The following is a 22635-nucleotide window of genomic DNA, read 5'->3' as shown; positions in this document are numbered from 1 at the left end:
CCCCTCCACCACGCGCTACGCGCGCGGTCCCCCTCCCCGTGCCGAGGAGGATTTGGCTGCTCCCCTTCAACGCGCCTCATCCATCAACGCGCGCATCCTGCGCACCACCGGCGCCAACCCGTCGAAGATCGCCTCGCCGATCAGGAAGTGGCCGATATTGAGTTCGCGAATCTGCGCGATCGCGGCGATCGGCACGACATTGTCGAAGGTCAGGCCGTGCCCGGCATGCGCTTCGATCCCGTTCTTGGCGGCGAGCGCGGCGGCATCAGCGATTCGCCGGAGTTCGATGGCGCGCTCCTCGCCCTCCAGCTCGCAATAGCGGCCGGTATGGATCTCGACCACCGGCGCGCCGAGGCTCAGCGCCGCCTCGATCTGGCGGGGGTCGGGCTCGATGAACAAGGAGACGCGGATATTGGCCGCGCCGAGCGCGCGGACCATCGGCGCCAGATGATTGTGCTGGCCGGCCGCGTCGAGGCCGCCTTCGGTGGTGCGTTCCTCGCGCTTTTCGGGGACGATGCACGCGGCGTGCGGGCGATGGCGAAGCGCTATCTCGAACATCTCGTCGGTCGCCGCCATTTCGAGGTTGAGCGGGATCGGCAGCTCGGCTGACAGTCGGGCGATATCCTGGTCGGTGATGTGGCGGCGGTCCTCGCGCAGATGCGCAGTGATGCCGTCGGCGCCCGCTTGCGCCGCGAGCAGGGCAGCGCGCACGGGGTCGGGATAGCCCGAGCCGCGCGCGTTGCGGACGGTCGCGACATGGTCGATATTGACGCCCAGGCGCAGGCGTTCGGAAGGAGAGCCGCTCATCTGACGCCCCAGATACGGGCCCGGTTCGAGGCGCGCAACGCCATGTCGCTGCGAAAATCGACTCCCGCGCTTGAAGATTGCGACGCGAGCGGCGTATAGGCCCGGGCCAGACGGGCCAAATCCGCGACTTATGGGGCCGCTGCCGCGGCTCAAATGCTTGAACAGGGTGACGCGACAATATGCGCTTTACGGTTGTGAAAACAGCGATGCTGGCGGCGGGGCTGATGCTCGCCGGCGCCGGCCAGGCCGCGCCACAGGCGCCCACGGCGCCGCCGCCTGCCACCGCCGCGACTCCGGCAGCGCCGACGACGGCCGCACCGGCAGCGACCACGGCAGCTGCAAGCGGTGCCAAGGCGACTCCGGCCGCTGCGACACCGGCCGCGAACGATCCGCTGCTGTCGATGGACGGCGCGCCGCCGATGAAGCCCGTCGCGGGGATCGGCCAGCCGGTCGATGGTGAGATCGGCCTCCAGCCGCAGGTGACCAAGAATGGCGAGCGTGCCGCCTGGTTTCACAACGGGCCGCTGCTCTGGACGATCACGATCATCTCGGCGTTCGTTCTGGCGCTGCTGCTCTGGGTGATCGTGCGCTACAACCGCCGCGCCAACCCGGTGCCATCGAAGACCGCGCACAACACGATGATCGAGGTCGTGTGGACCTTGCTCCCGGTCGTCATCTTGGTGCTGTTGGCGATCCCGTCGATCGGTCTGCTTCAGGCCCAGTTCGCACCGCCGCCGAAGAACGCCATCACGCTCAAGGTCACCGGCAACCAATGGTATTGGACCTATAGCTATCCGGACAATGGCGGGTTCGAAATCACTGCCAATCTGCTCAAGGAAAAGGACGAGGTCGGCCGCGGCGAGCGCGCTCGCACCGACGATGACGGTCCCCGCCTGCTGGCGGTTGACAATCGCGTCGTGCTGCCGGTCGGCGTGCCGATCCGCCTGATCACCACCTCGGCCGACGTCATCCATAGCTGGGCGATGCCGGCATTCTGGATCAAGCTGGATGCGGTCCCCGGCCGCCTCAACGAGACCAGCTTCACGATCGAGAAGCCAGGCGTCTATTTCGGCCAATGCTCGGAATTGTGCGGTCCCAAGCATGCTTACATGCCGATCGCGGTCGAAGCGGTTCCGCTCGATCTCTACAACAAATGGGTCGTCGCCAAGGGTGGCAAGGTCGCCGGTGCGGCCGACCCCGCCGCCGCGCCGGCTGCTGCCAATGCGTCGGCTCCGGCGGATGCCAACGCTGCCGCGCCCGCGGACAATATGACCGCCCCCGACAATGCCGCTGCCGGCAACTCGACTGGACAGTAAAATAATGAGCGATATCGCCCTCACGCCCAACGCCTTCGAGGCGCATCATGGCGGCCACGAGCATGAGCATCATGACGCGGACCACAAGCCGGGCTTTTTCGCCCGCTGGTTCATGTCGACCAACCACAAGGATATCGGGACGCTGTACCTGATCTTCGCGATCACCGCGGGGATCATCGGCGGCGCGATTTCGGGCCTGATGCGCGCCGAATTGATGCACCCGGGCATCCAGTATCTCGGTTACTGGGCCAATACGCTCAACCACATCCGCGGCGGCGGCGACGTCAACATGGACCAGGCGCGCCACTTGTGGAACGTGCTGGTGACGGCACACGGCCTGATTATGGTGTTCTTCATGGTCATGCCGGCGATGATCGGCGGGTTCGGCAACTGGTTCGTGCCGCTGATGATCGGTGCGCCGGACATGGCGTTCCCGCGCATGAACAACATCTCGTTCTGGCTGCTGATCCCGAGCTTCACTTTGCTGCTCGCCTCGCCCTTCTTCGGCGGCGCAGACGGCGGCGCGGGAACGGGCTGGACGGTCTATGCCCCGCTCTCGACGCAGGAGGCCGGACCATCGGTCGACATGGCGATCCTGTCGTTGCACCTGGCGGGCGCGAGCTCGATCCTGGGCGCAATCAACTTCATCACCACCATCTTCAACATGCGCGCGCCGGGCATGACCCTGCACAAGATGCCGCTGTTCGTGTGGTCGGTGCTGGTCACCGCGTTCCTGCTGCTGCTGGCGCTGCCGGTGCTCGCCGCGGCGATCACCATGCTGCTGACCGACCGCAATTTCGGCACGACCTTCTTCCAGGCCGAAGGCGGCGGTGACCCGATCCTCTACCAGCATCTGTTCTGGTTCTTCGGCCACCCCGAAGTGTATATCATGATCCTGCCGGGCTTCGGCATGATCAGCCAGATCATCGCGACCTTCTCCAAGAAGCCGGTGTTCGGCTATCTCGGCATGGCCTATGCGATGGTCGCGATCGGCGTGGTCGGGTTCATCGTGTGGGCGCACCACATGTTCACCACCGGCCTCAGCGTGAACACCAAGATGTACTTCACCGCCGCGACGATGGTGATCGCGGTGCCGACCGGGATCAAGATCTTCTCGTGGATCGCGACGATGTGGGGCGGCTCGCTCAGCTTCAAGACCCCGATGGTCTGGGCGATGGGCTTCATCTTCATGTTCACCGTCGGCGGCGTGACCGGCGTCGTGCTCGCCAATGGCGGTGTCGACGATTACATGCAGGACACCTATTATGTGGTGGCGCACTTCCACTACGTGCTCAGCCTCGGCGCGGTGTTCTCGCTGTTCGCGGGCTTCTATTACTGGTTCCCGAAAATGTCGGGCCGGATGTATAACGAGTTGCTCGGCCACCTGCACTTCTGGGTGTTCTTCATCGGCGTGAACGTGCTGTTCTTCCCGATGCACTTCCTCGGTCTGCAGGGCATGCCGCGGCGCTATCCGGATTATCCCAACGCGTTCGAATATTTCAACAAGTTCGCGACGATCGGCTACATGATCATGGCCGTGGGTATGGCGATCTTCTTCATCAACCTGATCTGGTCGCTGATCGCGGGGAAGAAGGCGCCCGACAATCCCTGGGGCGAAGGCGCCACGACGCTCGAATGGACCTTGTCAAGCCCGCCGCCCTTCCACCAGTTCGAGACGCTGCCCGTCATAGACGGGGGTGATTCCCATCATCATTGATCGGTACTGATCCGGCAACGAAGCGCCCCGGATGTTCCGGGGCGTTTTCGTTTCGGCGCAACGGCTTTGCATGGCGCGGCGAGCCGCTTATAGGCCCCCTCAACCCATGACCACCGAGACCATCGCCCTTCCTGCCGACTGGCGCGATTTCCTGGCGCTGACCAAGCCCCGGGTGATGACGCTCGTCGTCTTCACCGGCCTGTGCGGAATGCTGGCGGCGCCGGTCGCGATCCACCCGGTGATCGGCTTCACCGCGATCCTATGCATCGCGCTCGGCGCGGGCGCGGCGGGCGCGCTCAACCAATGGTATGAGGCCGATATCGACGCCAAGATGAAGCGCACGCGCGGGCGGCCGCTCCCGGCCGGGCGAATGCGCCGCGAATCGGCGCTGCACTTCGGCGTCGGGCTGGGCGTCTTCTCGGTGTTGTTGATGGGGCTCGCGACCAATTTGCTCGCAGCAGGCATCCTGGCGGCGTCGATCCTGTTCTACGTTTTCATCTATACGATCTGGCTCAAGCCCCGGACGCCGCAGAATATCGTCATCGGCGGTGCCGCCGGAGCCTTCCCGCCGCTGATCGGCTGGGCGGCGGCGACGGGCAGCCTCGCGCCGTTGCCGCTGCTGCTGTTTGCGCTGGTGTTCTTGTGGACCCCGCCGCATTTCTGGGCGCTCGCGCTGTTCGTTAAGACCGATTACGCCAATGCCGGCATCCCGATGCTGCCGGTGGTCGCGGGCGAGCGCGCCACGCGGACGCACATCGGACTCTACACCATCCCGATGGCGGTTGCCGCGGTGGCGCCCTGGCCGCTCGGGCTGACCGGCGCGATCTACGGCTGGGTGGCGTTGGCGGCGACGGCATGGTTCGTGCTGCTCGCGGTGCAGATCACGGTCCGCACGACCGGTGTCGAGGATAGCATGCGCCCCGAAAAGCGGTTGTTTGCGTATTCGATCGCCTATCTCTTCATCCTGTTTGGCGCGGTTGTCGTCGATCGGTGGCTGGCATGACTCCCGACCAACAGCGGCTCGCGGCGCAGCGCCGCAATGCGCGCGCGTTGGCGCTGGTGCTGGGCGTGCTGGTGATCCTGATCTTCGCGCTTGCTGTCGCCAAGATCGGGCTAGGCTGGGCGCACGGATAATGGCGATGCAGCGCACGACACGGACCGCGTTGCTCGCAGTGCTCGGCATCTGTTTCATGAGCGGCCTCGCCTGGGCCAGTGTGCCGCTCTATCGCATGTTTTGCCAGGCGACCGGCCTCAACGGCACGACCGGGCGGGCGTTGCGCGCGCCCGGCGCGGTCGACGGCAAGGTTACGGTCGCGTTCGACACCAACGTCGCGCCGGGCTTCAAATGGAATTTCAAGCCGGAGAACGAGTCGGAAACGATCGATATCGGGGCGCGCGACATGGCGTTCTTTGACGCGACCAACACGTCCAACCAGACGCTGACCGGTACCGCGACGTTCAACGTCACCCCGGCCCAGGCGGGAAGCTATTTCAAGAAAATCCAGTGCTTCTGCTTCACCCAGCAGACGCTCAAGCCCGGCGAGACGCAGCGCATGCCGGTAATCTTCTTCGTCGATCCAGCGATCCTCAAGGACCCGGATGCGCGCGATATCCAGACCATCACGCTCAGCTATACGTTTTACCCGGTAGATTCCGCGAAAACGCCAAGCTAGAGGCTTACCAGAACACGTCTAACGGGGACCGACATGGCCGGCGCCAAGAACCACGATTACCATATCCTGCAACCCGATCCCTGGCCGCTGATCGGCGCGATGTCCGCGCTGGCGCTGGCCTCGGGCGGCATCATGTGGATGAAGGGCGTACATTACGGCTCGCTGCTGTTCGGCTTCGGCCTGATCTGCGTGCTGTTCACGATGTTCTCGTGGTGGTCCAACGTCATCAAGGAAGCGCATCAGGGTGATCATACCCCGGTCGTGCAGCTCCACCTGCGCTACGGCATGGTGCTGTTCATCGCCTCCGAGGTGATGTTCTTCGTCGGCTGGTTCTGGGCGTTCTTCGATTTTTCGCTGTTTCCCGCTCCAGTGGTGTGGGACGCCGCGAGCAAGACCGCGAGTCTGGCGACCGAGAATATCGCCGCTGCCTCGGTCTGGCCGCCCAAGGGCATCGAGGTCATCAACGCCTTCCAGTTCCCGCTGCTCAACACGATCATCCTGCTGCTGTCGGGCACCACGGTGACCTGGGCGCACCATGCGCTGATCCACAATCAGCGCGGCGGCGCGATGAAGGGCCTGTGGGGTCTGATCGGCGTCGGCGAGAATGACGGCGTCAAGAAAGGCCTGTGGCTGACGATCGTGCTCGGCCTGCTGTTCAGCTCGATCCAGGCGTACGAATATTCGGAAGCGCCGTTCCCGTTCAAGGGCCTGAACTATGGCGCGTCGTTCTTCATGGCGACCGGCTTTCACGGCTTCCACGTGCTGATCGGCACGATCTTCCTGACCATCAACCTGATCCGCGCGTATAAGGGCGACTTCACGCCGAAGCAGCATTTCGGCTTCGAGGCGGCGGCCTGGTACTGGCATTTCGTCGACGTGGTGTGGCTGTTCCTGTTCATCACCATCTACGTCTGGGGCGGCTGGGGCGCACCCGTCCACGCCGGCTGATGGTTGCGGGCTGGCATCTCGCACAGGTCAATATCGGGCGGCTCGTCGCGCCCGAAGGCGATCCGCGGGTTCAGCCCTTTTTCGATGCGCTCGATCGCGTCAACGCGCTTGCCGAGGACTCGCCGGGGTTCGTCTGGCGGCTGAAGGGGGAAGGCAACAACGCCACCGACCTCAGGCCGACGCCCGATCCGTTGCTGGCGGTCAATATGTCGGTATGGACCGACGCCGACGCGCTGTTCGCGTTCGTCTATCGCAGCGCTCACACGCCGGTAATGGCGCGCCGCCGCGACTATTTCGAACGGTTCGAGGGCGCGTTCCAGGCGATGTGGTGGATCCCCGCGGGCGAGATTCCGACGGTGTCGGATGCTTTTTCGCGGCTATGGATGTTGGATCGTTACGGCCCGACCTCGCACGCCTTCACGTTCAAGGCGCGCTTTCCCGCGCCGGGTCTCGACGGCGCGCCGGTCGATCATCAGCCCGATCCCTGGTGTGTCGGAACCGCCTGACCCCGCAGCCCCGCGCTCGCTCGACGTCGCGCTGAAAGGGCTCTGTCCGCGCTGCGGCGCGCGCACCTTATTTGCCGGCTCGGTGCGATTCGCCGATCGCTGTTCCGCTTGTGGACTCGACATCTCGGCGTTCAATGTCGGCGATGGGCCGGCTGCGTTCCTGATCCTGATCCTGGGTGCTGTGATCGTCGCGGCTGCCATCACGCTCGAATTGTCACTGTCGCCACCCTTCTGGGTCCATATGCTGATCTGGATTCCGGTCACCGCGATCGCGGTGGTGGGGGCATTGCGAGTGTCGAAAGCGGGATTGCTCGCGCTCGAATATCGCAACAAGGCGCGCGGATTCCGCAGCGGGGATGCCCGATGAAGCGCTTTCCGATCGTCGCGACGATCCTGGTCGTGCTCGCTGCCGCGGCAATGGTCGTGCTCGGTATCTGGCAATTGCAGCGCCGCCAGCAGAAGCTTGCTGAGCTCGCGATACTCGCCGCAAATCCGTCCAAGCCGGCAATTGCCTTCCCGATCCCGGCGATCGGTGACGATTTGCTGTTCCGCAAGGCCGGCGCCTTCTGCCTGAAGCCGGTCAGCTTCGCGCTCGACGGCGCGGGCAAGGCCGGGTTCCGTGTCATCGCCCGCTGCGCTACGGGGGCGGAAGGGCCGGGCTTCTCCGTCCAGCTCGGCACGACGCACAATCCCGAGTTCAAGGCCAAATGGACCGGCGGAAAGGTCGACGGAATGATCAGCCACGCGCCGTCGAGCACCCCGCTGATCGCGACATTGTTCGGGAAAGCCGCGCCCAAGGAATTGCTGTTGGTGGCCAATACGCCGGCGCCGGGACTGGCGGCGAACGAGATGCCCAGCATCGAGTCGATCCCCAACAACCATTTGGCCTATGCGGTGCAATGGTTCCTGTTCGCCGGGATCGCGGTGATCATCTATCTGCTGGCGCTGCGCCGCCGCGCGCGTAAGGGGTGAGCATGCATTATGTGAGTACGCGCGGGGCCGCGCCCGCGCTTGGTTTTCGTGAGGTCACGCTGGCCGGGCTGGCCAATGACGGCGGATTGTACCTTCCCGAGGCGTGGCCGGCGCTGAGCCGCGACGAGATCGCGGGGCTGGCCGGGCTGTCGTACGTCGAAACCGCGGTGCGGGTGATGGCGCCGTTCGTCGGCGACGCGCTGAGCGAGGACGAGCTGCGCGATCTGTGCACCCAGGCTTATGGCCGCTTTTCGCACGATGCGGTGACGCCTCTCGTCCAGCTCGATCACCGTCACTGGTTGCTCGAACTGTTCCACGGCCCGACCCTGGCGTTCAAGGATGTCGCGCTGCAATTGCTCGGCCTGCTGTTCGAGCGCTTTCTGACCGGCACCGACCAGAAGCTGACCATCGTCGGCGCGACCAGCGGCGATACCGGATCGGCGGCGATCGACGCGGTCGCCGGGCGGACCGGGGTCGAAATCTTCATGCTCCACCCCAAGGGACGGGTGTCCGACGTTCAGCGCCGCCAGATGACCACAGTGTTCGCGCCCAACGTCCACAATATCGCGATCGAGGGTAGTTTCGACGACGCCCAGGCGATGGTGAAGGCGATGTTCAACGCCAATGCCGCGGGGACCGGGCCGCTCGGGCATCTGACCCTGTCGGCGGTCAATTCGATCAACTGGGCACGGCTGATGGCGCAAGTGGTCTATTATTTCTATGCCGCCGTCCGGCTCGGCGCGCCCGAGCGGGCGATCGCTTTCTCGGTGCCGACGGGCAATTTCGGCGATGTGTTCGCCGGCTATGTCGCGGCCAAGATGGGGCTGCCGGTCGCGAAGTTGATCGTCGCGACCAACGTCAACGACATCCTCCATCGCGCGCTGTCGAGCGGTGATTATTCAGCGACCGGCGTCGTGGCGACACCGACGCCGTCGATGGATATCCAGGTCAGTTCGAATTTCGAGCGGCTGCTGTTCGATGTCGGCGGGCGCGACGGCGCGGCACTGGCGGCGCAAATGACGGGATTCGACGCGTCGAAGGCGATGCGGTTGACCAACCAGCAACGCGCGGGCGCGGCGGGGCTGTTGTCTAGTGCGCGGATCGATCTCGACGACATGTCGCTGGCGATGCGCTGGGCGTGCGAGCGCGCGGGGCAAGTGATCGACCCGCACACTGCGATCGGGCTCGGCGCGGCGCGCCAGGCGGATATCGACGCGCCGATCGTAACCTTGGCGACCGCGCACCCGGCCAAGTTCGGCGACGCGGTCGAGCGTGCGACCGGGGTTCGCCCGGTATTGCCGGCGCGGGTTGGCGATCTGTTCGATCGCGAGGAGCGCTACGAGACGCTGCCGGCGACCTTTGAGGCGGTGACCAGCTTTATCGCGAAGACGGCGCAGTGACCAACAGACCCTCACCCTTCCCATCGCTGGCGCGATGGGCCCCTTCCCTCTCCCGCCTGCGGGAGAGGGAGGGAGGCGCGCAGCGCCGGAAGGGTGAGGGTCTGTCGCCGGAGGCCACGCCGTGAACCTCGACACGATCATCGGCGAGCCCTGGGCCGATTACGGCCTTATCGACTCCGGCCATGGCCGCAAGCTCGAACGCTACGGCCGCTTCCGCTTCATCCGCCCCGAACCCCAGGCGATGTGGGCACCGGCTAACCCCGACTGGAAAGCCGATGCCGAGTTCATCCCTGGATCCGACGAGGAAGGCGGCGGGCGCTGGCAATATAGCGGCCAGGTGCCGCGCGACGGTTGGCCGATGAAATGGGACGATGTCGCCTTCACGGCGCAGACCACGCCGTTCCGTCACCTCGGGTTCTTCCCCGACATGGCACCTGTCTGGAGCTGGATGCGCGAGCGGCTGGCCGGGCTTGACGAGGCCGAGGCACTCAACCTGTTCGGCTATACCGGCGTCGGCACCCTGGCGCTGGCGTCAAAGGGCGTGAAGATGGTCCATGTCGACGCCTCGAAAAAATCGGTCGAAGGCGCGCGGGCGAACGCACGGCTGGCAGGGCTCGATGACAGACCGGTCCGCTGGATGGTCGACGACGCGACTAAGTTCGCGGCGCGCGAGGTGCGGCGTGGCCGGCGCTACGACGGCATCCTGCTCGACCCGCCCAAATTCGGTCGCGGGCCCGAAGGCGAGGTGTGGCGGCTCGAGGAAGGGCTGCCCGGGCTGATCCAGGACTGCCGGCAATTGCTCGACGACCGCTCGCGCTTCCTGTTCCTCACCGTCTATGCCGTGCGCATGTCGGCGCTGGCGATCGGCGAACTCGTCAGCCAGGCCTTTGCCGATCTGCCTGGCAAGGTCGAGGCAGGCGAACTGGCGGTGCGCGAGGAAGCGCGCGGGCTGTCGCTGCCGACCGCGATCTGGGCGCGCTGGAGCCGGTAAGGCGGCGGTTTTCGGACCGCCTTCCTATGACGGCAGCTGGAAACCACCGATCCCGCTCAATGGAAATGGACGAACACCAGCCACACCACCAGCAATATCAACGCAATCAGCACCAGGCCGCAGCCCAAGGGATTGAAGACCTGTTTGAGCAGGGTCGCAATCGCGTCGGCGATCTCATTGTCGCCGCCGGACGTCCCGTTGCCGCCGTCCGGCAGGTCCGGGATATCGCCGTCCGGTGTGGCTGGTACGGTCCAGGGGTTGCCGCCCAGCCCCTGTACCTTTGCGGTGAGCAAATCCAGGTAGTGCAGCAGGGTCGGCCGCCAGCGGCTGTTGCGCGGCAGATGCCCGGCGCGCCACCGCATCACCGACAGCAGCCGCCGATGGTAGAGCAGCATGTCGTCGCGGGTCGACACCGGCACCCCGAGCTGGAACGCACCGATGGTTTCGCGCCAGCGCCCGGAATCGGCCCTCGCCGCGGCGACCACCGCCGGCTCGGGATATTCGATCAGCACGGCGAAGTCGCCCGACCCGCAGATCAATGCGAGGTCGGTGACCAGCACCTTATTGTCCTCGAGCGCGAAGGCGCCCTTGCGCGTCGCATGCTTCTCGTGCGCGGTCCCGACGAGCAATTTGTGCGCGTCGGCCAGCGGCATTTCCCGGAAACGCGGCGGCGGCACCTGGGCATTGCGCGACCGGTTGGTGATGTGGCGCACCGAGACGTCGAAGCGCTGGCCCTTGCGGATGCCGAGCGGAAACTCCGCCGCGATCACCCCGGTCTGGCGCGCGATGCTCATCGGCAACGGGACATAGCGCATGCCGCCGGCGGGCAACTCGATCGTCTGCGCGTCGATTGCGACGATGTCGTGGCGGGCATAGAAACGGTCGGCGAGGTCGACCACCTCTTGCGCCTGCCAACTCGGGATGTGCAGGCGCAGCACGGTGCCGGCGGGAACCTCGGCCGACCAGTCGAGCAGCAATTCGTCGGGCGGCAAGGCATCGCTGACCGGATAGGGCCGCGCCTCGATCTCGAACGTGTGCAGCGCGACGCGCGAGCCGTCGAGCCCGGGATTGGCGACCTGGCTCAGCGCCAGGTTGCGCTGCGACAATTTGTCGGAAGTCCAGGGAGTCGCGTCGTTCGGGATCGGCGCGCCGTCATATTCGATCTGCGCGACGATGCACTGATGCTCGCCCATCATCAGCGTCGGCAGCGCGACGTTGGGACCGCCCGATCCCGGGGTTTGCGGCAGATAGGGATCGAGCAAATTGTTGTCGACCACCGCGCCGTACATCCGGAATCCGGTCGCGGCGGCGATCGGCTGGAGGTTGTCGGCGTCGAGCTGGCCCTCGGGCGGGCTGGTGCGCGGGGCGGCGAAGAACGGGAAGGACAGCCAGTCGGATCCACCATTCTGCGTCCCCGGCAACGCGATCGGACTGGCCCCGGGAGTCTTCAGATAGCCTTCGACCGGCATGCCCATGCCATCGAGATGATAGGTCAGCGCCGCCGTCGTCTGGGTGGTGAAGATGCGGAAGAATACGCGCACCGCATTGGCATCCGCCCCGGCGCCGCTCAGCCGTACTCGCGCCAACGCGAAATTGAAGACCTTTTTCGGCGAGCCGCCCGTGGTGGTGGGCAGCGAGCTCAGGACGGACCCCTCCTCGGTCGACGGAAGGTTGCTGAACGTGGTCTGGGAGATCGACCCCGCCAGCGTGTGGATGAAGGTCCGCAGTTGGTCGCGGTTCGGATTGCTGGGCAGCGTCACGCCGTGGAAGCTGGTGTTCTCGACGACATGGAACACCTTGACGTCGGAACTAAGCCAGGCGGTATCGTTGTTATCGGCGAGATCGAGCATGAACGGATTGGCCGATTTGACCAGCTCGATCCATGCCGCATCGGTCAGCGGTGCGGCGAGCGCCCCTCCCGTCAATTGGGCGGCAACCGGCACCGTGCTGGCATTGCCGCCAAAGCCGAAGGCGTCGCCGGTAAAGTCCACCCGGTAAGTGAAGGTGAAACGCTGGACCCGGTCGGGCAGCATCGGGTCGTCGCTGTTCACCTTGGTCGGCACGAATGCGATCGGCGAGCCGCTCGGCGTGATCGCGGGCGCCCAGCCGGCCAGGCCTGGCGGATTGCCCAGCGCGGTGATGCCGCCGCCGGGAAACTGGCTCGGCTTGAGTCCGTCGACCGTCACCAGCACCGCGTCGGGGAATTGCGGCGTGGCCGTCACTTCGTCCTGGCTGAACGTGCTGCGCTCGAGGATCAGGGTGATCGCCCGGCGCGGCCGTGCGATCCAGTTGGTGATGTTGACATAGACCGCCTTGATGTCGTCGAGCACGGCGGGCGCGTCGTTATAGCCGTGATTCTTGACGGCATCGGCACCGACCTTCGCCTGCGCGTCCGCCGTGCTGACGTTGGTGGCCCCGGTCAGGTTGATGTCGACATAATGGTGGAAGGTCGATCCGGTGACGATCCGCCCGACGCCGGCGTTGCGCCCGTCATAGACGCTTAGCGTGCTGACCGTCTTCGCGACACCTTCCGGCGCGAGCAATCCGCCGGTGGTGACTTCGCGCGAGGCATGGGTCTGTGCCTGGCCGGTTGCGATGACCTTGGGTTTCTCACGCACCCCGGCGACGAGGCGGAATTCGTCCTTCGTCGTGTCGCCGAAGGGCGACGGCGTGGTCGCATAGTTGAACGCCGCGGCGCTCACTTCTCCCAGCGTGTTGCCTTCGTGCATATGGTCAGGAAAGACCGTCACATCATGGCCGTTATGGCGCAGGATCGCATGGGCCGGTCCCGCCGGAATCGGGGTGATGGTCTGGGGCAGGCTGTCGGACTGGTTCTCGAACCAGGTGTAATCGTTATGCCCGTCGGGAAAGGGCGGATAGTGGACCGACGGGTCGCCAGGTTTTTTCTGTACTGTGTCGGCGCGTCCACCATCGCTGCGCGAAAAGTTGAGCAATTCGGCCGGCACCGGGGAGAAAGGTGACGCATTGTCGCCCGCACCGTACCAGGCGCGCATCACCCGAACCCGCGGCAGATGGCCCGACATGTTCGATCCGACGCTGTCATGATCGCCGACCGCGAAGATCCCGCCGCCGTCTTCCATATAGGCGGCGATGGCATTGTGCGCGTCCACGCCGAGCCCGTTCGGCGAACTGGTCCCGAAATCGACGTTGCGCCCTTCCAGCCCGATCAGCCAGATCGCGTCGAAATCGCTAAGCTGATGGCCGGCAGGCGGACTCTCGAAATGGAATCCGCTGAATCCGGGTGTCGCCGAGGTGTCGGCGCTGCGGTTCGCCTTAGTCACGTCGAACCCGGCGCCGGTCAGCGCGGAGATCAGAGTGGAATAGGTAAAATCCGGATCGCTGGCCGTGGCGGCGCTGGAATCGAATCGGAAATTGTCGTCAAGAACGACCAGAACCTTGAGAGACATGGCGCAAACTCCTCGAGGGAATCCAATTTTGCGCCCAAACCGGCGCCGATTGCGACTCGGCGACTCGTATTGTTTTTATATAATATTCGGATATTTCAATTTACATCGCCCGAAGTCAAGTAAGTACCGCCAATTCATCCATATTGGACTTAATTTTAAGTTTACTGAATAGTTGATTGGATGATTGCGACATTTGAAGATTATTTCTTCATTCGAGCGGAAGGCAATAATTCCACTATTATCGCTGGCAAACGCGGCCGAGCTAGCTGCGGGTGCCCCAATCGACCTGACCGGCGGGGTCGTTGTCGGAGACATCGGAACGAGCCACGGCAGTGGCGGTGACCGCTTGCCGGCGCAGGTCCGTTATGGTCCGCCGGCCGCGCTCGTCTCCTTGATCAGGCGCGGATTGGCGGCCGCCGTCCTACCCAGGGCCGTGCTTCCTCCAACTCGAAGGCCAGTTCCAGCAGGGCCGCTTCGCCGCCGACCGGGGCGCCGAACTGCGCGCCGATCGGCAGGCCCGCTGCCGACCACGCGCCGGGTACGCTCATCGCCGGTGCGCCGACCACATTGTACGGTGTTGTATAACCGACATAGCGTGTTAGCCGCCCCGCCATCGTCTCGACCGGCAAGTCGGGGGCTAGCCACCCGATCTCGGGGGGTGGCAGCGAGAGCACCGGCGACAGGATCATGTCGAACTGCGTCAGCCAGGCATCATAGACGCCGCGAAGCGAGGTGAGATAGGCGACGGCCTGGTCGATCGCCCCTTCCGGCGCGCCGGCAATGATCGCCGCCATGGGGAGACTGAAGGGTTCGACATCCTCGATTCCCGAAGGGTGGCCCAGTCGCCGGCCGTCCTCGGCGAGCAGATTGGCGGCGCCTTGCGACCAGGTCAGCAGAAAAGCGTCCGACATGCCGACGATCGGTGCCGGCCAGGCGGTCGGCTCGACATGGTGGCCGAGATCGCCGAGCAGCGCCGCCATGCCCTCGATCGCGGTTGCGACCTCGGGGTCGGGCGACTGGCCGGATATGCTGTCGAGGACCAGGCCGATGCGCCGCCGCCGCGTCGATGGCCCGCCAATCTGCCCGACTGGCGGCAGACCGGAATCCTTCGCTTCGACCGCCGCGAGCAAGGTGGCGCTGTCGCGAACGCTGCGCGACACGCACAATTGAACGCTGAGCGGCATCGGGAAATGCCCCGGGTCGGTCGCCAGGGTGCGGTCGCGTGAGGTCTTGAGCCCGAACAAGCCGCAGCATGACGCCGGAATGCGGATCGAGCCGCCGCCATCGCTGGCATGGGCGAATGGCACGACATGGGCGGCGGTTGCCGACGCGGCCCCGCCGGACGATCCGCCAGCCGACCTTGTCGGATCCCATGGGTTCCGCGTTGGCCCGAAGGCCAGCGGCTCGGTGGTCGGCAAAAAGCCATGTTCGGGCGTCGCGCTCTTGCCGATCGGATTGAGCCCGGTCGCCAGCATGCCCTCGATCAGCGGCGCTTGCCGCGTCGCCGTCGCCACCCCGGCTGTCGCGCGGGTTCCCAGCCGCGTCGGCAGCCCGACGAAATCGTCCAGGTCCTTGATGAGGAACGGCACGCCGGCAAACGCGCCGTCGCCGAGCGGGGCGCGTGCCCGCTGCCGGGCGCGCTCGAAATCGTCGGTCACCAGGAAATTGAGTGTCGGGTCGAGCGCCTCGGCACGCGCGATCGCGGCGTCAACCACCTCGATCGCCGATACCGCGCCGGATCTGATCGCCGCAGCCGTCTCGGTCGCGTCCCAATCGGCCATGTCTGTCGCGCTCATGCCGGCTCCGCTCCTTTATCGTTATTCGCCATGTGTGGCGCGGATCGGTAGCGCGGGCAATGACGCCGCTACCCGCTTTCGAGGTCGTCATCCGGCGCGTCGGGCGGGTTCGGTTTTCCACCGCTTGGCGAACATGCTATTCTCCGCGGACATTGCTGGGAGCGGTCCAATGCATCGGTTGCTGAGCACCTTGACCATCCTGTTGGCGGCAACATTGGCCGTCTTTCCCCGCGCCGCTGTCGCGCAGCGCGCGGGAACGCTGATCGCTGCGCAACCGGTCGACGACGCTCCCGCCAATGTGCGGGCCTGGCGGATCGAATATTGGACCAGCGGCGATCGCAACCAGCCGATCCGGGTGACCGGCATGGTCATCGCCCCCAGGGGCCGCTCCACTGCCGGTCCGCAGCGCGTGATCGCCTGGACGCACGGCTTGATCGGTATCGCAAAGCGCTGCGCGCCTTCGCTGGGCAATACCAACTTCACGCTGATCCCGGCGCTCGATGACGTCGTCCGCCGCGGCTATACGGTGGTCGCGCCCGATTATCCGGGGCTTGGGTCCGACATGGTCCATCCCGTGCTGGTCGGCACCAGCGAGGGCAAGTCGACGCTCGACGCGGTCCGTGCCGCGCGCGGAATTCCGGAAGCCGACGCAGGGTCGCGCTTCGCCGTGTGGGGCGAATCGCAGGGCGGCCATGCCGCCTTGTGGACCGGGCAGCTTTGGTCGAGCTACGCCCCCGATTTGCAGCTTGTCGGGATCGCCGCGATCGTGCCGCCGACCGACCTTCATCGCAATTTCAAGGAAGGCAGCGACGCCCGCGTACGCGCCTTGCTCACCGCTTATACCGCGACGAGCTGGTCGCGTTATTATGGCGCGCCGATGTCGACCCTGGGACCGCGCTCGGTCCAGAACGTGATGACCCGGCTGGCCGACAATAATTGCGTCAACTTCGACGCCAAGCCCAAGCTCGGCACGATCATCGGTATCGTCATCGCCCAGCGCGCGATCCGCAATCTCGATCTGGGCATGAAACAGCCCTGGGGACGATTGATGCGTGAGAACAGCCCGTCGGCCGCCGCCATCAAGGTGCCCGCACTGATCGCCACGGGCACCGGCGACACCATCGTCGCGCCCGCCGTGGTGCGCGATTTCGCGCGCGCCGCCTGCGCCGCCGGTAAGACGGTGCGCTTCGTCTTGGTCCAGGGCGGCGAACACGGCACCGTCGCGCGCACCGAGGCGCAAGCGACGCTTGGCTGGATCGATGCACGCTTTGCGGGAGGGCGCCCCTCGAGTAATTGCGGGTCGTTCTGAGCCTCAGTCCAGCCCGGCTCGGATTGCCGCGCCGGCGACGAACGGCGCTCCCGCCACCAGCACCAGGCTGACTGCCGCCAGCAACTTGAGCGCGCCGACGCCGCCGTCGAGGCTGCCGGCGCCGAAGATCAGCAACGGCACCGCCAGCGGCAGCAGCAGCAGCCCGGCGATCGCGCCGGCACCGCGCAGCCCCGCGACCAAAGCGCCGGTCGCCAGCGCGAGCGCGGCGAGGCCGGGGGTGCCGATCAACAGGCCGATCTCGACCCGGACCAGCGTGTTGGTAGAGAGGTCGAGCAATGCCGCCGCCGGAAGCGCCGCGACCAGGATCGGTGGGGCAAAGGCGAGCCAATGCGCGACCAGCTTGGCGCACGCGATCGTCGAGGCGGACTGACCGCGCGCCAGTAACTGATCGATCACCCCGCTTGCCAGGTCCGGCGCGACGAGGCGCTCGATCGGGATCAGCGCGGCGAGCAAAGCCGCTGCCCACAATACGCCGCCGCCGACACGCGCGAGCAACTTGGCGTCAGGGCCGATCGCAAAGGGAAACAGGATCGCGACGAGCAGGAAGAAGGCGACCGGCAGCAACGCGCCGCCACCGATCCAGGCGCGGCGCAGATCGCGGACGATAAGATGGAGAAGGGCCGAACTCATATCGCCCGTTCCAACAGGGGTAGGTGCTGTGAAAGATCGATTGCGATAACGTCAGGCAGCGTGATTGGCGTGTGGCTCGCCACCAGGACTGCGCCGCCCGACGCACGATGCGTGGCGATTGTGGTTTCGAGCAGGCCCAACGCCATCTTGTCCAACCCATTGGCCGGCTCGTCGAGCAGCCAGAGCGGTGCTCCGCTGGCGATCACGCGCGCAATCGCTGCGCGGCGGCGTTGGCCAGTCGACAGCAAGCGGACGGGGATGTCGGCGAGATCGCTCAACGCTAGTGCGTCGAGCGCGGCTGCGACATCGCCGGCGACACCGTCGAGCCGCGCCCAGAAAGCGAGCGCGCGGGCCAGCGGCAATTCCTCATCGAGCGAGGCCTGGTCGGTCAGCAGCGCACGGGGGACGTCATCGATGATGCAGCCGGCGGCGGGGGCAAGCAGCCCGGCGGCGAGACGAATCAGGCTCGACTTGCCGATGCCGTTGGGGCCGGTGACGAGCGCCGCGCCACCCTGTTCCAACGCGAAGGACAGGCCCTCGAACAGCGCGCGTCCGCCGCGAACGCAGGTGACGGCGTCGAACGCAATCAGGGTCACGCCTCGTCCTCGAGCCGGTGCATGTCGTCGTCGCTCAGCCCGAAATGATGCCCGACTTCGTGGATCACGATATGGCGAACCAACGTCGCCAGATCTTCGCCGTCCTCGATCCACTCGTCGAGGATCGCGCGGCGGTACAGATGGATGCGGTCGAGCACGGCACCCGATTCCATCGACGATTTCTCGCCGATCGGGCGGCCGTGATAGACGCCCGTCAGGTCGAACGGGCTCTCGATATCGAGCGCTTTCAGCGTCTCGTCATCGGCGAAATCCTCGACGATCAGCACGATCTCGCCGAGATGGCGGCGAAATTCCTCGGGCAACGCCGCAAGCGTGCGGCGCGCGATCGCCTCGATCTCCTGTGCGCTTGGCGCGACACGTGCGCCCTCTTGCCCGCTCATGATGAGCGGCATAGGCCGTTATCCATCGCGGCGGCAAGCAAGGGAGAAAGCGATGGTCGAACAACTGAGCGACGAGGAACGCGGCGAGGCGCTCGATGAACTCGACGAATGGGATTATGACGAGGGTCGCGACGCGATCAGCCGCAGCATCACTTTCGCCGATTTCAGCGAGGCGTTCGCGTTCATGACACGCGTCGCCTTGTTGGCGGAAAAGCATGATCACCATCCCGAATGGTTCAATGTGTGGAACCGTGTCGACATCACCCTGACCACGCACGATGCCGGTGGACTGTCGCACCGCGACATCGCGATGGCGGAGGCGATCGACTTATTGGCGGATTAGCGGTCGGAGTCCGCCGCCGTCGGGTGATTTATCAGGGTGTCCGGCACCGCGTTATGATCCGCCTAGCGGATATCCTCATAGCCCTTGGTGGCGGGCTTGCCGCGGAAGACGATCGAGAAATAATTGAGGAAATATATCCCGGCGATCTTGGCGAAGCCCTGTTTCTTCATCCGCCGTCCCGAAGTGGGCATTACGAAACGCGGCGAGAACAGCACCTTGCCCTGCTGCTTGGCGCGCTTGGCGATGTCGACATCCTCGCCATAGAATTCGATCGAGCTGTCGAACCCGCCCATCCGTTCGAGCACGTCGCGGGGAATCGCGAAATTGCCGCCGACCATCATATAGCCGGTGATACCGTAAAGCGGCCTGGCCGCGACGAACCAGCCGCTCGAGATCTTGTTGCGCAGCCCGCTGAGGTCGTAAAAGCTGTACGGCCCGGACAAGCAGGCCAGGTCGTTGCGCTTGCCGAACTGTTCCCAGATCTGCTCGATCCAGCCCGCCGGCGGGTGGGTATCGGCATCGACATAGGCCAGGATATCGCCGGTCGCCTCGAGGAAGCCGCGCTGGCGCGCCCGGGTGATGCCTTTTTCAGGCTCGAACACATAGGTGACGCCGGGATAGCGCTCGATCACCTGCCTGGTGCCGTCGGTGCTGTTGTTGTCGACGACGATGATTTCCGCCGCCTTGCCCGCGACGTTGCGCATCACCGCGTCGAGACACGCGGGCAGGTATTCCTCCTCGTTATAAGCGGGGATGATGAGGCTGATGGTCGGCCTTCGCTCTTGGGTCACGCCGGGCATAATTCGCTAGTGCCGCAATATCCGCTTCCTGGCCAGAGCAAGAGCGAACGCACCGAATTCGGGGATGTTTATCAGGTCAGCCCCCGCTCCCGGTCCCGCGCCATATCTATCTTGCGAGGAGCGCCATAGGCCGCGGCCGGCGCCTCGTCAAAGCGCCAGCGACCAGGTCTGGCCGATCAGGTCCTGGCCAAACGAATGGTGCGGCGTTTCGTCCACCAGCACGAAACCGGCGCGTTCGTAGATGCTGCGCGCAGCGGACAGGACGCTGTTGGTCCACAGATCGAGCCGTTTGTATCCGACCGCGCGCGCACGGTCGACGCATGCCGCCACCAGCATCTTGCCGACCCCCGCGCCGCGAGCGTCGGGCTCGACATAGAGCAGGCGCAATTTGCCCACATCCGGCTCGTCGCCATGAACAAGGAAGATCGAGCCCGCCATCCGCCCGTCCATCTCCGCAATCCATGCCGCATCGCGGACGGGATCGAACGACTGATGGAAGTCGGCGAGGATGCGGGCAACCAATGCTTCGTAATCACCGTTCCAGCCATATTCCTCCGTATAGAGGATCGCCTGGCGGGCGGTGACCAGGCCGAGATCGCCGGGTTTGAGGCCACGCAACACCGGTCGGGGTGTCGCTTCCTGTTCGAATATCCGGGTGATGGCCTGGGCGGCGGAGAGCAACCTCGCGCGCCGGGTGGGCGGCAATCCGTCCAGCAGCGCGCCGATCGCGGTTCGCGTGTTGCTCTCGGCGGCGGCGAAGGCTGCCCGGCCCTGATCGGTGAGCGACAGCAATTGGTGACGGCCATGTGCCGGGTTGTCGCGCGTCACGACCAGGCCGCGATCGGCGAACCGCTTGAGCGTGCGGCTGATCTGCGCCGGATCGAGGCGCAGCGCGCGGGCGATTTCGGCGCCGGTCGGATGGTCGCGGTTGGCTAGCTCGTAGAGGATTCGCGCCTCGCTCAAGGTGAAGGGACTCTGGTCGAGATGCGCGTCGAGCAGCCCGAGCCGGCTGGTATAAACGCGGTTGAAGGCGCGCAGCGCGGCCACATCCTGTTCATGTCGAACCTGCACGTCGAGTCGCTCCAGAATATTGATTCGATCAACATTATCCAATGATGACTGAATCAACAATCCCGTTGCGGGTGATTATTCCCGGCTGCCGATCCCGCGCCGCATCATCTTCCTGAGCTGACCCGGCATCCAGCGCGCGGCGAATTTCATCCGGAACGCGGTCTTGCCGACATAAGTGTGGACGGCATCGCCATGGACTGCGTTCCAGGCGGCATCGGCAACGTCGCTTGCGCTGCTCAATTCGAGCCCGGCCCCGGTCACCGTCTCGCGGATATTGCGGTTGCTCCCCTCGATCGGTCCCTGGAGCAGAGGCGTGTCGATAAAGGCGGGGATGAGGTCGCGGACCTTGATGCCGTCGCCATACCATTCGCCATCGAGCGCCTCGGTCAGCGAGCGGACGCCGAATTTAGTCGCCGAATAGACAGACAGGCCGGCCGAGCCGTAGATCGCCGAGGCCGAGGCGGTGTTGAGCAGGCACGACCCCGGGGTCTTCGCGAGATAGGCATGGCCGATCTTGGCGCCGTTGAGCACGCCGACCAGGTTGATCTGGACCACGCGGTCGAGATCCTCGAAGCTCATCTCGGTGATCGGGCCGCCGGTGCCGATCCCCGCATTGTTGAACAGCACATCGAGCCGGCCGCCGGTCTTCGACGTGAAATCGTCGAGATCGCTCTTCCACGAATCGCGGTCGCGCACGTCCATGATGTAGGAGTCGCTCATCCCCGCGGGCAGCAACGCGGTGGTCTCGGTCAGCCCCTTGGCGTTCACGTCGGCGAGCCCGACGCGCCAGCCCTCGCGCGCGAACCGCTCGGCGACCGCGCGGCCGATACCCGATCCGCCGCCGGTGATGAAGATTGCCTTGGTCGTCATTCTCCGCCTTCTTCGGCGCCGTCGTCATACCGGGCTTGTCCCGGCATCCACGGAGCCTCTTGGCGCAGGATTGCGGCACAGTGGACCCCGGGACAAGCCCGGGGCGACGAATTCGAATGTTTGACCCTGTTGCAATCGTTCCGCACAACGTCCGCGTGAGTGATAGCGGACCATCCGTCGCCCTCAACGGCGTGACCAAGAGCTACCCAGGCGGCACCGTCGCGGTCGACGGCGTGACGGTCGAGGTCGCCGGCGGCACCTTCGTTGCCTTGGTCGGTAGTTCTGGGTCGGGCAAGTCGACGCTGCTCAAGACGATCAACCGGCTGATCGAGCCGAGCGCGGGCAGCATCGCGATCGACGGGCAAGCGATCGACGCCGAAGACCGCTTCCGGCTGCGGCGGCGGATCGGCTATGTCTTCCAGAATATCGGGCTGTTCCCGCATCTGACCGTCGCCGAGAATGTCGCGATCGGGCTCAGACTCGAAGGCGAGAAGAATCCACGCGCTCGGGTCGCCGAGTTGCTCGGGCTGGTCGATTTGCCGGCGGACTTCGCGACCCGCATGCCCGATGCCTTGTCGGGCGGACAGCGCCAGCGGGTCGGGGTAGCACGCGCGCTGGCGACCGAACCCAGATTGCTGCTGATGGACGAACCGTTCGGCGCGCTCGACCCGGTCACGCGCGACCAATTAGGCGGCGCGATCCGCGCGCTCCACGACCGGTTGGGGCTGACCACGATCATGGTGACGCACGACATGGCCGAGGCGCTGCTGCTCGCCGATCGCGTGCTGGTGATGGACAAAGGACGGATCGTTGCCGATGCGGTGCCCCGGGCGCTGCTGACGGGCGAAGGCGGCGCAGCGGCACAGGCGCTGGTCGCAGTGCCGCGCGAGCAGATGAAGCGATTGGGTGCGCTGGAGGCGGGGGCGTGAAGGGGGGCACCCAATTCCTCCCCGGAACGGGGAGGGGGACCATCCGCGCAGCGAATGGTGGAGGGGGCCCGCGATATCTTCACCGCCTTGCTTGCCGCTCGTTGGTCGTGG

The 22635-nt window shown here is 65.4% G+C and carries 23 protein-coding genes; 14 read left to right on the top strand and 9 right to left on the bottom strand.

Annotated features, from left to right (window positions below; genetic code table 11):
* Window positions 1-66: 66 nt before the first annotated feature.
* Complete coding sequence (locus SAS01S_RS11640) at window positions 67-807, bottom strand: pyridoxine 5'-phosphate synthase (RefSeq protein ID WP_066808070.1); 741 nt, start codon at window positions 805-807, stop codon at window positions 67-69.
* Window positions 808-986: 179 nt separating this feature from the next.
* On the opposite strand from SAS01S_RS11640, the gene coxB reads away from it, so the two are divergent.
* From coxB to SAS01S_RS11590, 11 genes are all read left to right on the top strand, one after another.
* Complete coding sequence (gene coxB, locus SAS01S_RS11635) at window positions 987-2123, top strand: cytochrome c oxidase subunit II (protein WP_084238882.1); 1137 nt, start codon at window positions 987-989, stop codon at window positions 2121-2123.
* A gap of 4 nt (window positions 2124-2127) precedes the next feature.
* The gene (gene ctaD / locus SAS01S_RS11630) at window positions 2128-3840 is read left to right on the top strand and encodes a cytochrome c oxidase subunit I (RefSeq protein WP_066808068.1); all 1713 of its coding nucleotides are present in this window, start codon (window positions 2128-2130) and stop codon (window positions 3838-3840) included.
* Between the two features lie 106 nt (window positions 3841-3946).
* A complete protein-coding gene (locus SAS01S_RS11625; protein ID WP_066808066.1) occupies window positions 3947-4843 on the top strand; it encodes a heme o synthase in 897 nt (298 codons plus the stop codon).
* Complete coding sequence (locus tag SAS01S_RS23275; RefSeq protein WP_281179323.1) at window positions 4840-4974, top strand: cytochrome c oxidase system small membrane protein; 135 nt, start codon at window positions 4840-4842, stop codon at window positions 4972-4974. Before SAS01S_RS11625 ends, SAS01S_RS23275 begins: the two co-directional genes overlap by 4 nt.
* Entirely contained in the window at window positions 4974-5513 is a 540-nt protein-coding gene (locus SAS01S_RS11620) for a cytochrome c oxidase assembly protein (protein ID WP_066808064.1), read from the top strand. The genes SAS01S_RS23275 and SAS01S_RS11620 overlap by 1 nt, the downstream gene beginning before the upstream one ends.
* Window positions 5514-5546: 33 nt before the next feature.
* Window positions 5547-6461 carry a cytochrome c oxidase subunit 3 gene (locus SAS01S_RS11615; protein WP_066808062.1) on the top strand — a complete coding sequence of 305 codons (915 nt, stop codon included), beginning with the start codon at window positions 5547-5549 and terminating at the stop codon, window positions 6459-6461.
* Window positions 6461-6967, top strand: coding sequence for a DUF3291 domain-containing protein (locus SAS01S_RS11610; RefSeq protein WP_066808061.1), 507 nt, complete (start codon window positions 6461-6463; stop codon window positions 6965-6967). Before SAS01S_RS11615 ends, SAS01S_RS11610 begins: the two co-directional genes overlap by 1 nt.
* On the top strand, window positions 6942-7334 hold the full coding sequence (locus SAS01S_RS11605) for a DUF983 domain-containing protein (protein WP_439646838.1): 393 nt from the start codon (window positions 6942-6944) through the stop codon (window positions 7332-7334). Before SAS01S_RS11610 ends, SAS01S_RS11605 begins: the two co-directional genes overlap by 26 nt.
* Window positions 7331-7939, top strand: coding sequence for an SURF1 family cytochrome oxidase biogenesis protein (locus SAS01S_RS11600; RefSeq protein WP_066808058.1), 609 nt, complete (start codon window positions 7331-7333; stop codon window positions 7937-7939). Before SAS01S_RS11605 ends, SAS01S_RS11600 begins: the two co-directional genes overlap by 4 nt.
* Window positions 7940-7941: 2 nt before the next feature.
* Window positions 7942-9339 carry a threonine synthase gene (gene thrC, locus SAS01S_RS11595; protein ID WP_066808107.1) on the top strand — a complete coding sequence of 466 codons (1398 nt, stop codon included), beginning with the start codon at window positions 7942-7944 and terminating at the stop codon, window positions 9337-9339.
* Window positions 9340-9460: 121 nt separating this feature from the next.
* A complete protein-coding gene (locus SAS01S_RS11590) occupies window positions 9461-10330 on the top strand; it encodes a class I SAM-dependent methyltransferase (protein ID WP_066808051.1) in 870 nt (289 codons plus the stop codon).
* Window positions 10331-10386: 56 nt separating this feature from the next.
* Here the strand turns inward: SAS01S_RS11590 and SAS01S_RS11585 are convergent, their stop codons facing one another.
* The gene (locus tag SAS01S_RS11585) at window positions 10387-13758 is read right to left on the bottom strand and encodes a hypothetical protein (protein WP_066808049.1); all 3372 of its coding nucleotides are present in this window, start codon (window positions 13756-13758) and stop codon (window positions 10387-10389) included.
* Window positions 13759-14153: 395 nt separating this feature from the next.
* On the bottom strand, window positions 14154-15554 hold the full coding sequence (locus tag SAS01S_RS11580) for an amidase (protein WP_066808047.1): 1401 nt from the start codon (window positions 15552-15554) through the stop codon (window positions 14154-14156).
* A gap of 169 nt (window positions 15555-15723) precedes the next feature.
* Here SAS01S_RS11580 and SAS01S_RS11575 point away from each other — a divergent pair, with 169 nt between their 5' ends.
* Window positions 15724-16863: a lipase family protein gene (locus SAS01S_RS11575; RefSeq protein ID WP_066808045.1), complete on the top strand. Its 1140-nt coding sequence runs from the start codon at window positions 15724-15726 to the stop codon at window positions 16861-16863.
* A 3-nt stretch (window positions 16864-16866) separates the two neighbouring features.
* Here SAS01S_RS11575 and SAS01S_RS11570 read toward each other — a convergent pair whose 3' ends face one another.
* Genes SAS01S_RS11570 through SAS01S_RS11560 form a run of 3 tightly spaced genes read right to left on the bottom strand, consistent with a single transcriptional unit; the run spans window position 16867 to window position 18523 of the window.
* Entirely contained in the window at window positions 16867-17514 is a 648-nt protein-coding gene (locus SAS01S_RS11570; protein WP_066808043.1) for a heme exporter protein CcmB, read from the bottom strand.
* Complete coding sequence (gene ccmA / locus SAS01S_RS11565; RefSeq protein ID WP_066808041.1) at window positions 17511-18110, bottom strand: heme ABC exporter ATP-binding protein CcmA; 600 nt, start codon at window positions 18108-18110, stop codon at window positions 17511-17513. Before ccmA ends, SAS01S_RS11570 begins: the two co-directional genes overlap by 4 nt.
* Window positions 18107-18523: a metallopeptidase family protein gene (locus SAS01S_RS11560; RefSeq protein WP_066808039.1), complete on the bottom strand. Its 417-nt coding sequence runs from the start codon at window positions 18521-18523 to the stop codon at window positions 18107-18109. Before SAS01S_RS11560 ends, ccmA begins: the two co-directional genes overlap by 4 nt.
* Window positions 18524-18563: 40 nt before the next feature.
* Between SAS01S_RS11560 and SAS01S_RS11555 the strand changes: the two genes are divergently transcribed.
* On the top strand, window positions 18564-18854 hold the full coding sequence (locus tag SAS01S_RS11555; RefSeq protein WP_066808037.1) for a 4a-hydroxytetrahydrobiopterin dehydratase: 291 nt from the start codon (window positions 18564-18566) through the stop codon (window positions 18852-18854).
* A gap of 62 nt (window positions 18855-18916) precedes the next feature.
* Here SAS01S_RS11555 and SAS01S_RS11550 read toward each other — a convergent pair whose 3' ends face one another.
* From SAS01S_RS11550 to SAS01S_RS11540, 3 genes are all read right to left on the bottom strand, one after another.
* On the bottom strand, window positions 18917-19654 hold the full coding sequence (locus SAS01S_RS11550) for a glycosyltransferase family 2 protein (protein WP_066808035.1): 738 nt from the start codon (window positions 19652-19654) through the stop codon (window positions 18917-18919).
* Between the two features lie 147 nt (window positions 19655-19801).
* Entirely contained in the window at window positions 19802-20725 is a 924-nt protein-coding gene (locus tag SAS01S_RS11545) for a bifunctional helix-turn-helix transcriptional regulator/GNAT family N-acetyltransferase (RefSeq protein WP_066808105.1), read from the bottom strand.
* A gap of 75 nt (window positions 20726-20800) precedes the next feature.
* Window positions 20801-21595, bottom strand: a complete 795-nt coding sequence (locus SAS01S_RS11540; RefSeq protein WP_066808033.1) for an SDR family oxidoreductase — start codon at window positions 21593-21595, stop codon at window positions 20801-20803.
* Between the two features lie 116 nt (window positions 21596-21711).
* Between SAS01S_RS11540 and SAS01S_RS11535 the strand changes: the two genes are divergently transcribed.
* Window positions 21712-22524 carry an ATP-binding cassette domain-containing protein gene (locus SAS01S_RS11535; RefSeq protein ID WP_066808031.1) on the top strand — a complete coding sequence of 271 codons (813 nt, stop codon included), beginning with the start codon at window positions 21712-21714 and terminating at the stop codon, window positions 22522-22524.
* Window positions 22525-22635: the final 111 nt, after the last annotated feature.

Origin of the sequence: Sphingomonas asaccharolytica NBRC 15499, from assembly GCF_001598355.1 — a bacterium.
Taxonomy (GTDB): Bacteria; Pseudomonadota; Alphaproteobacteria; order Sphingomonadales; family Sphingomonadaceae; genus Sphingomonas; species Sphingomonas asaccharolytica.
The sequence above is the reverse complement of the archived record's forward strand: the minus strand, read 5'-3'. Positions and strand labels throughout refer to the sequence as shown.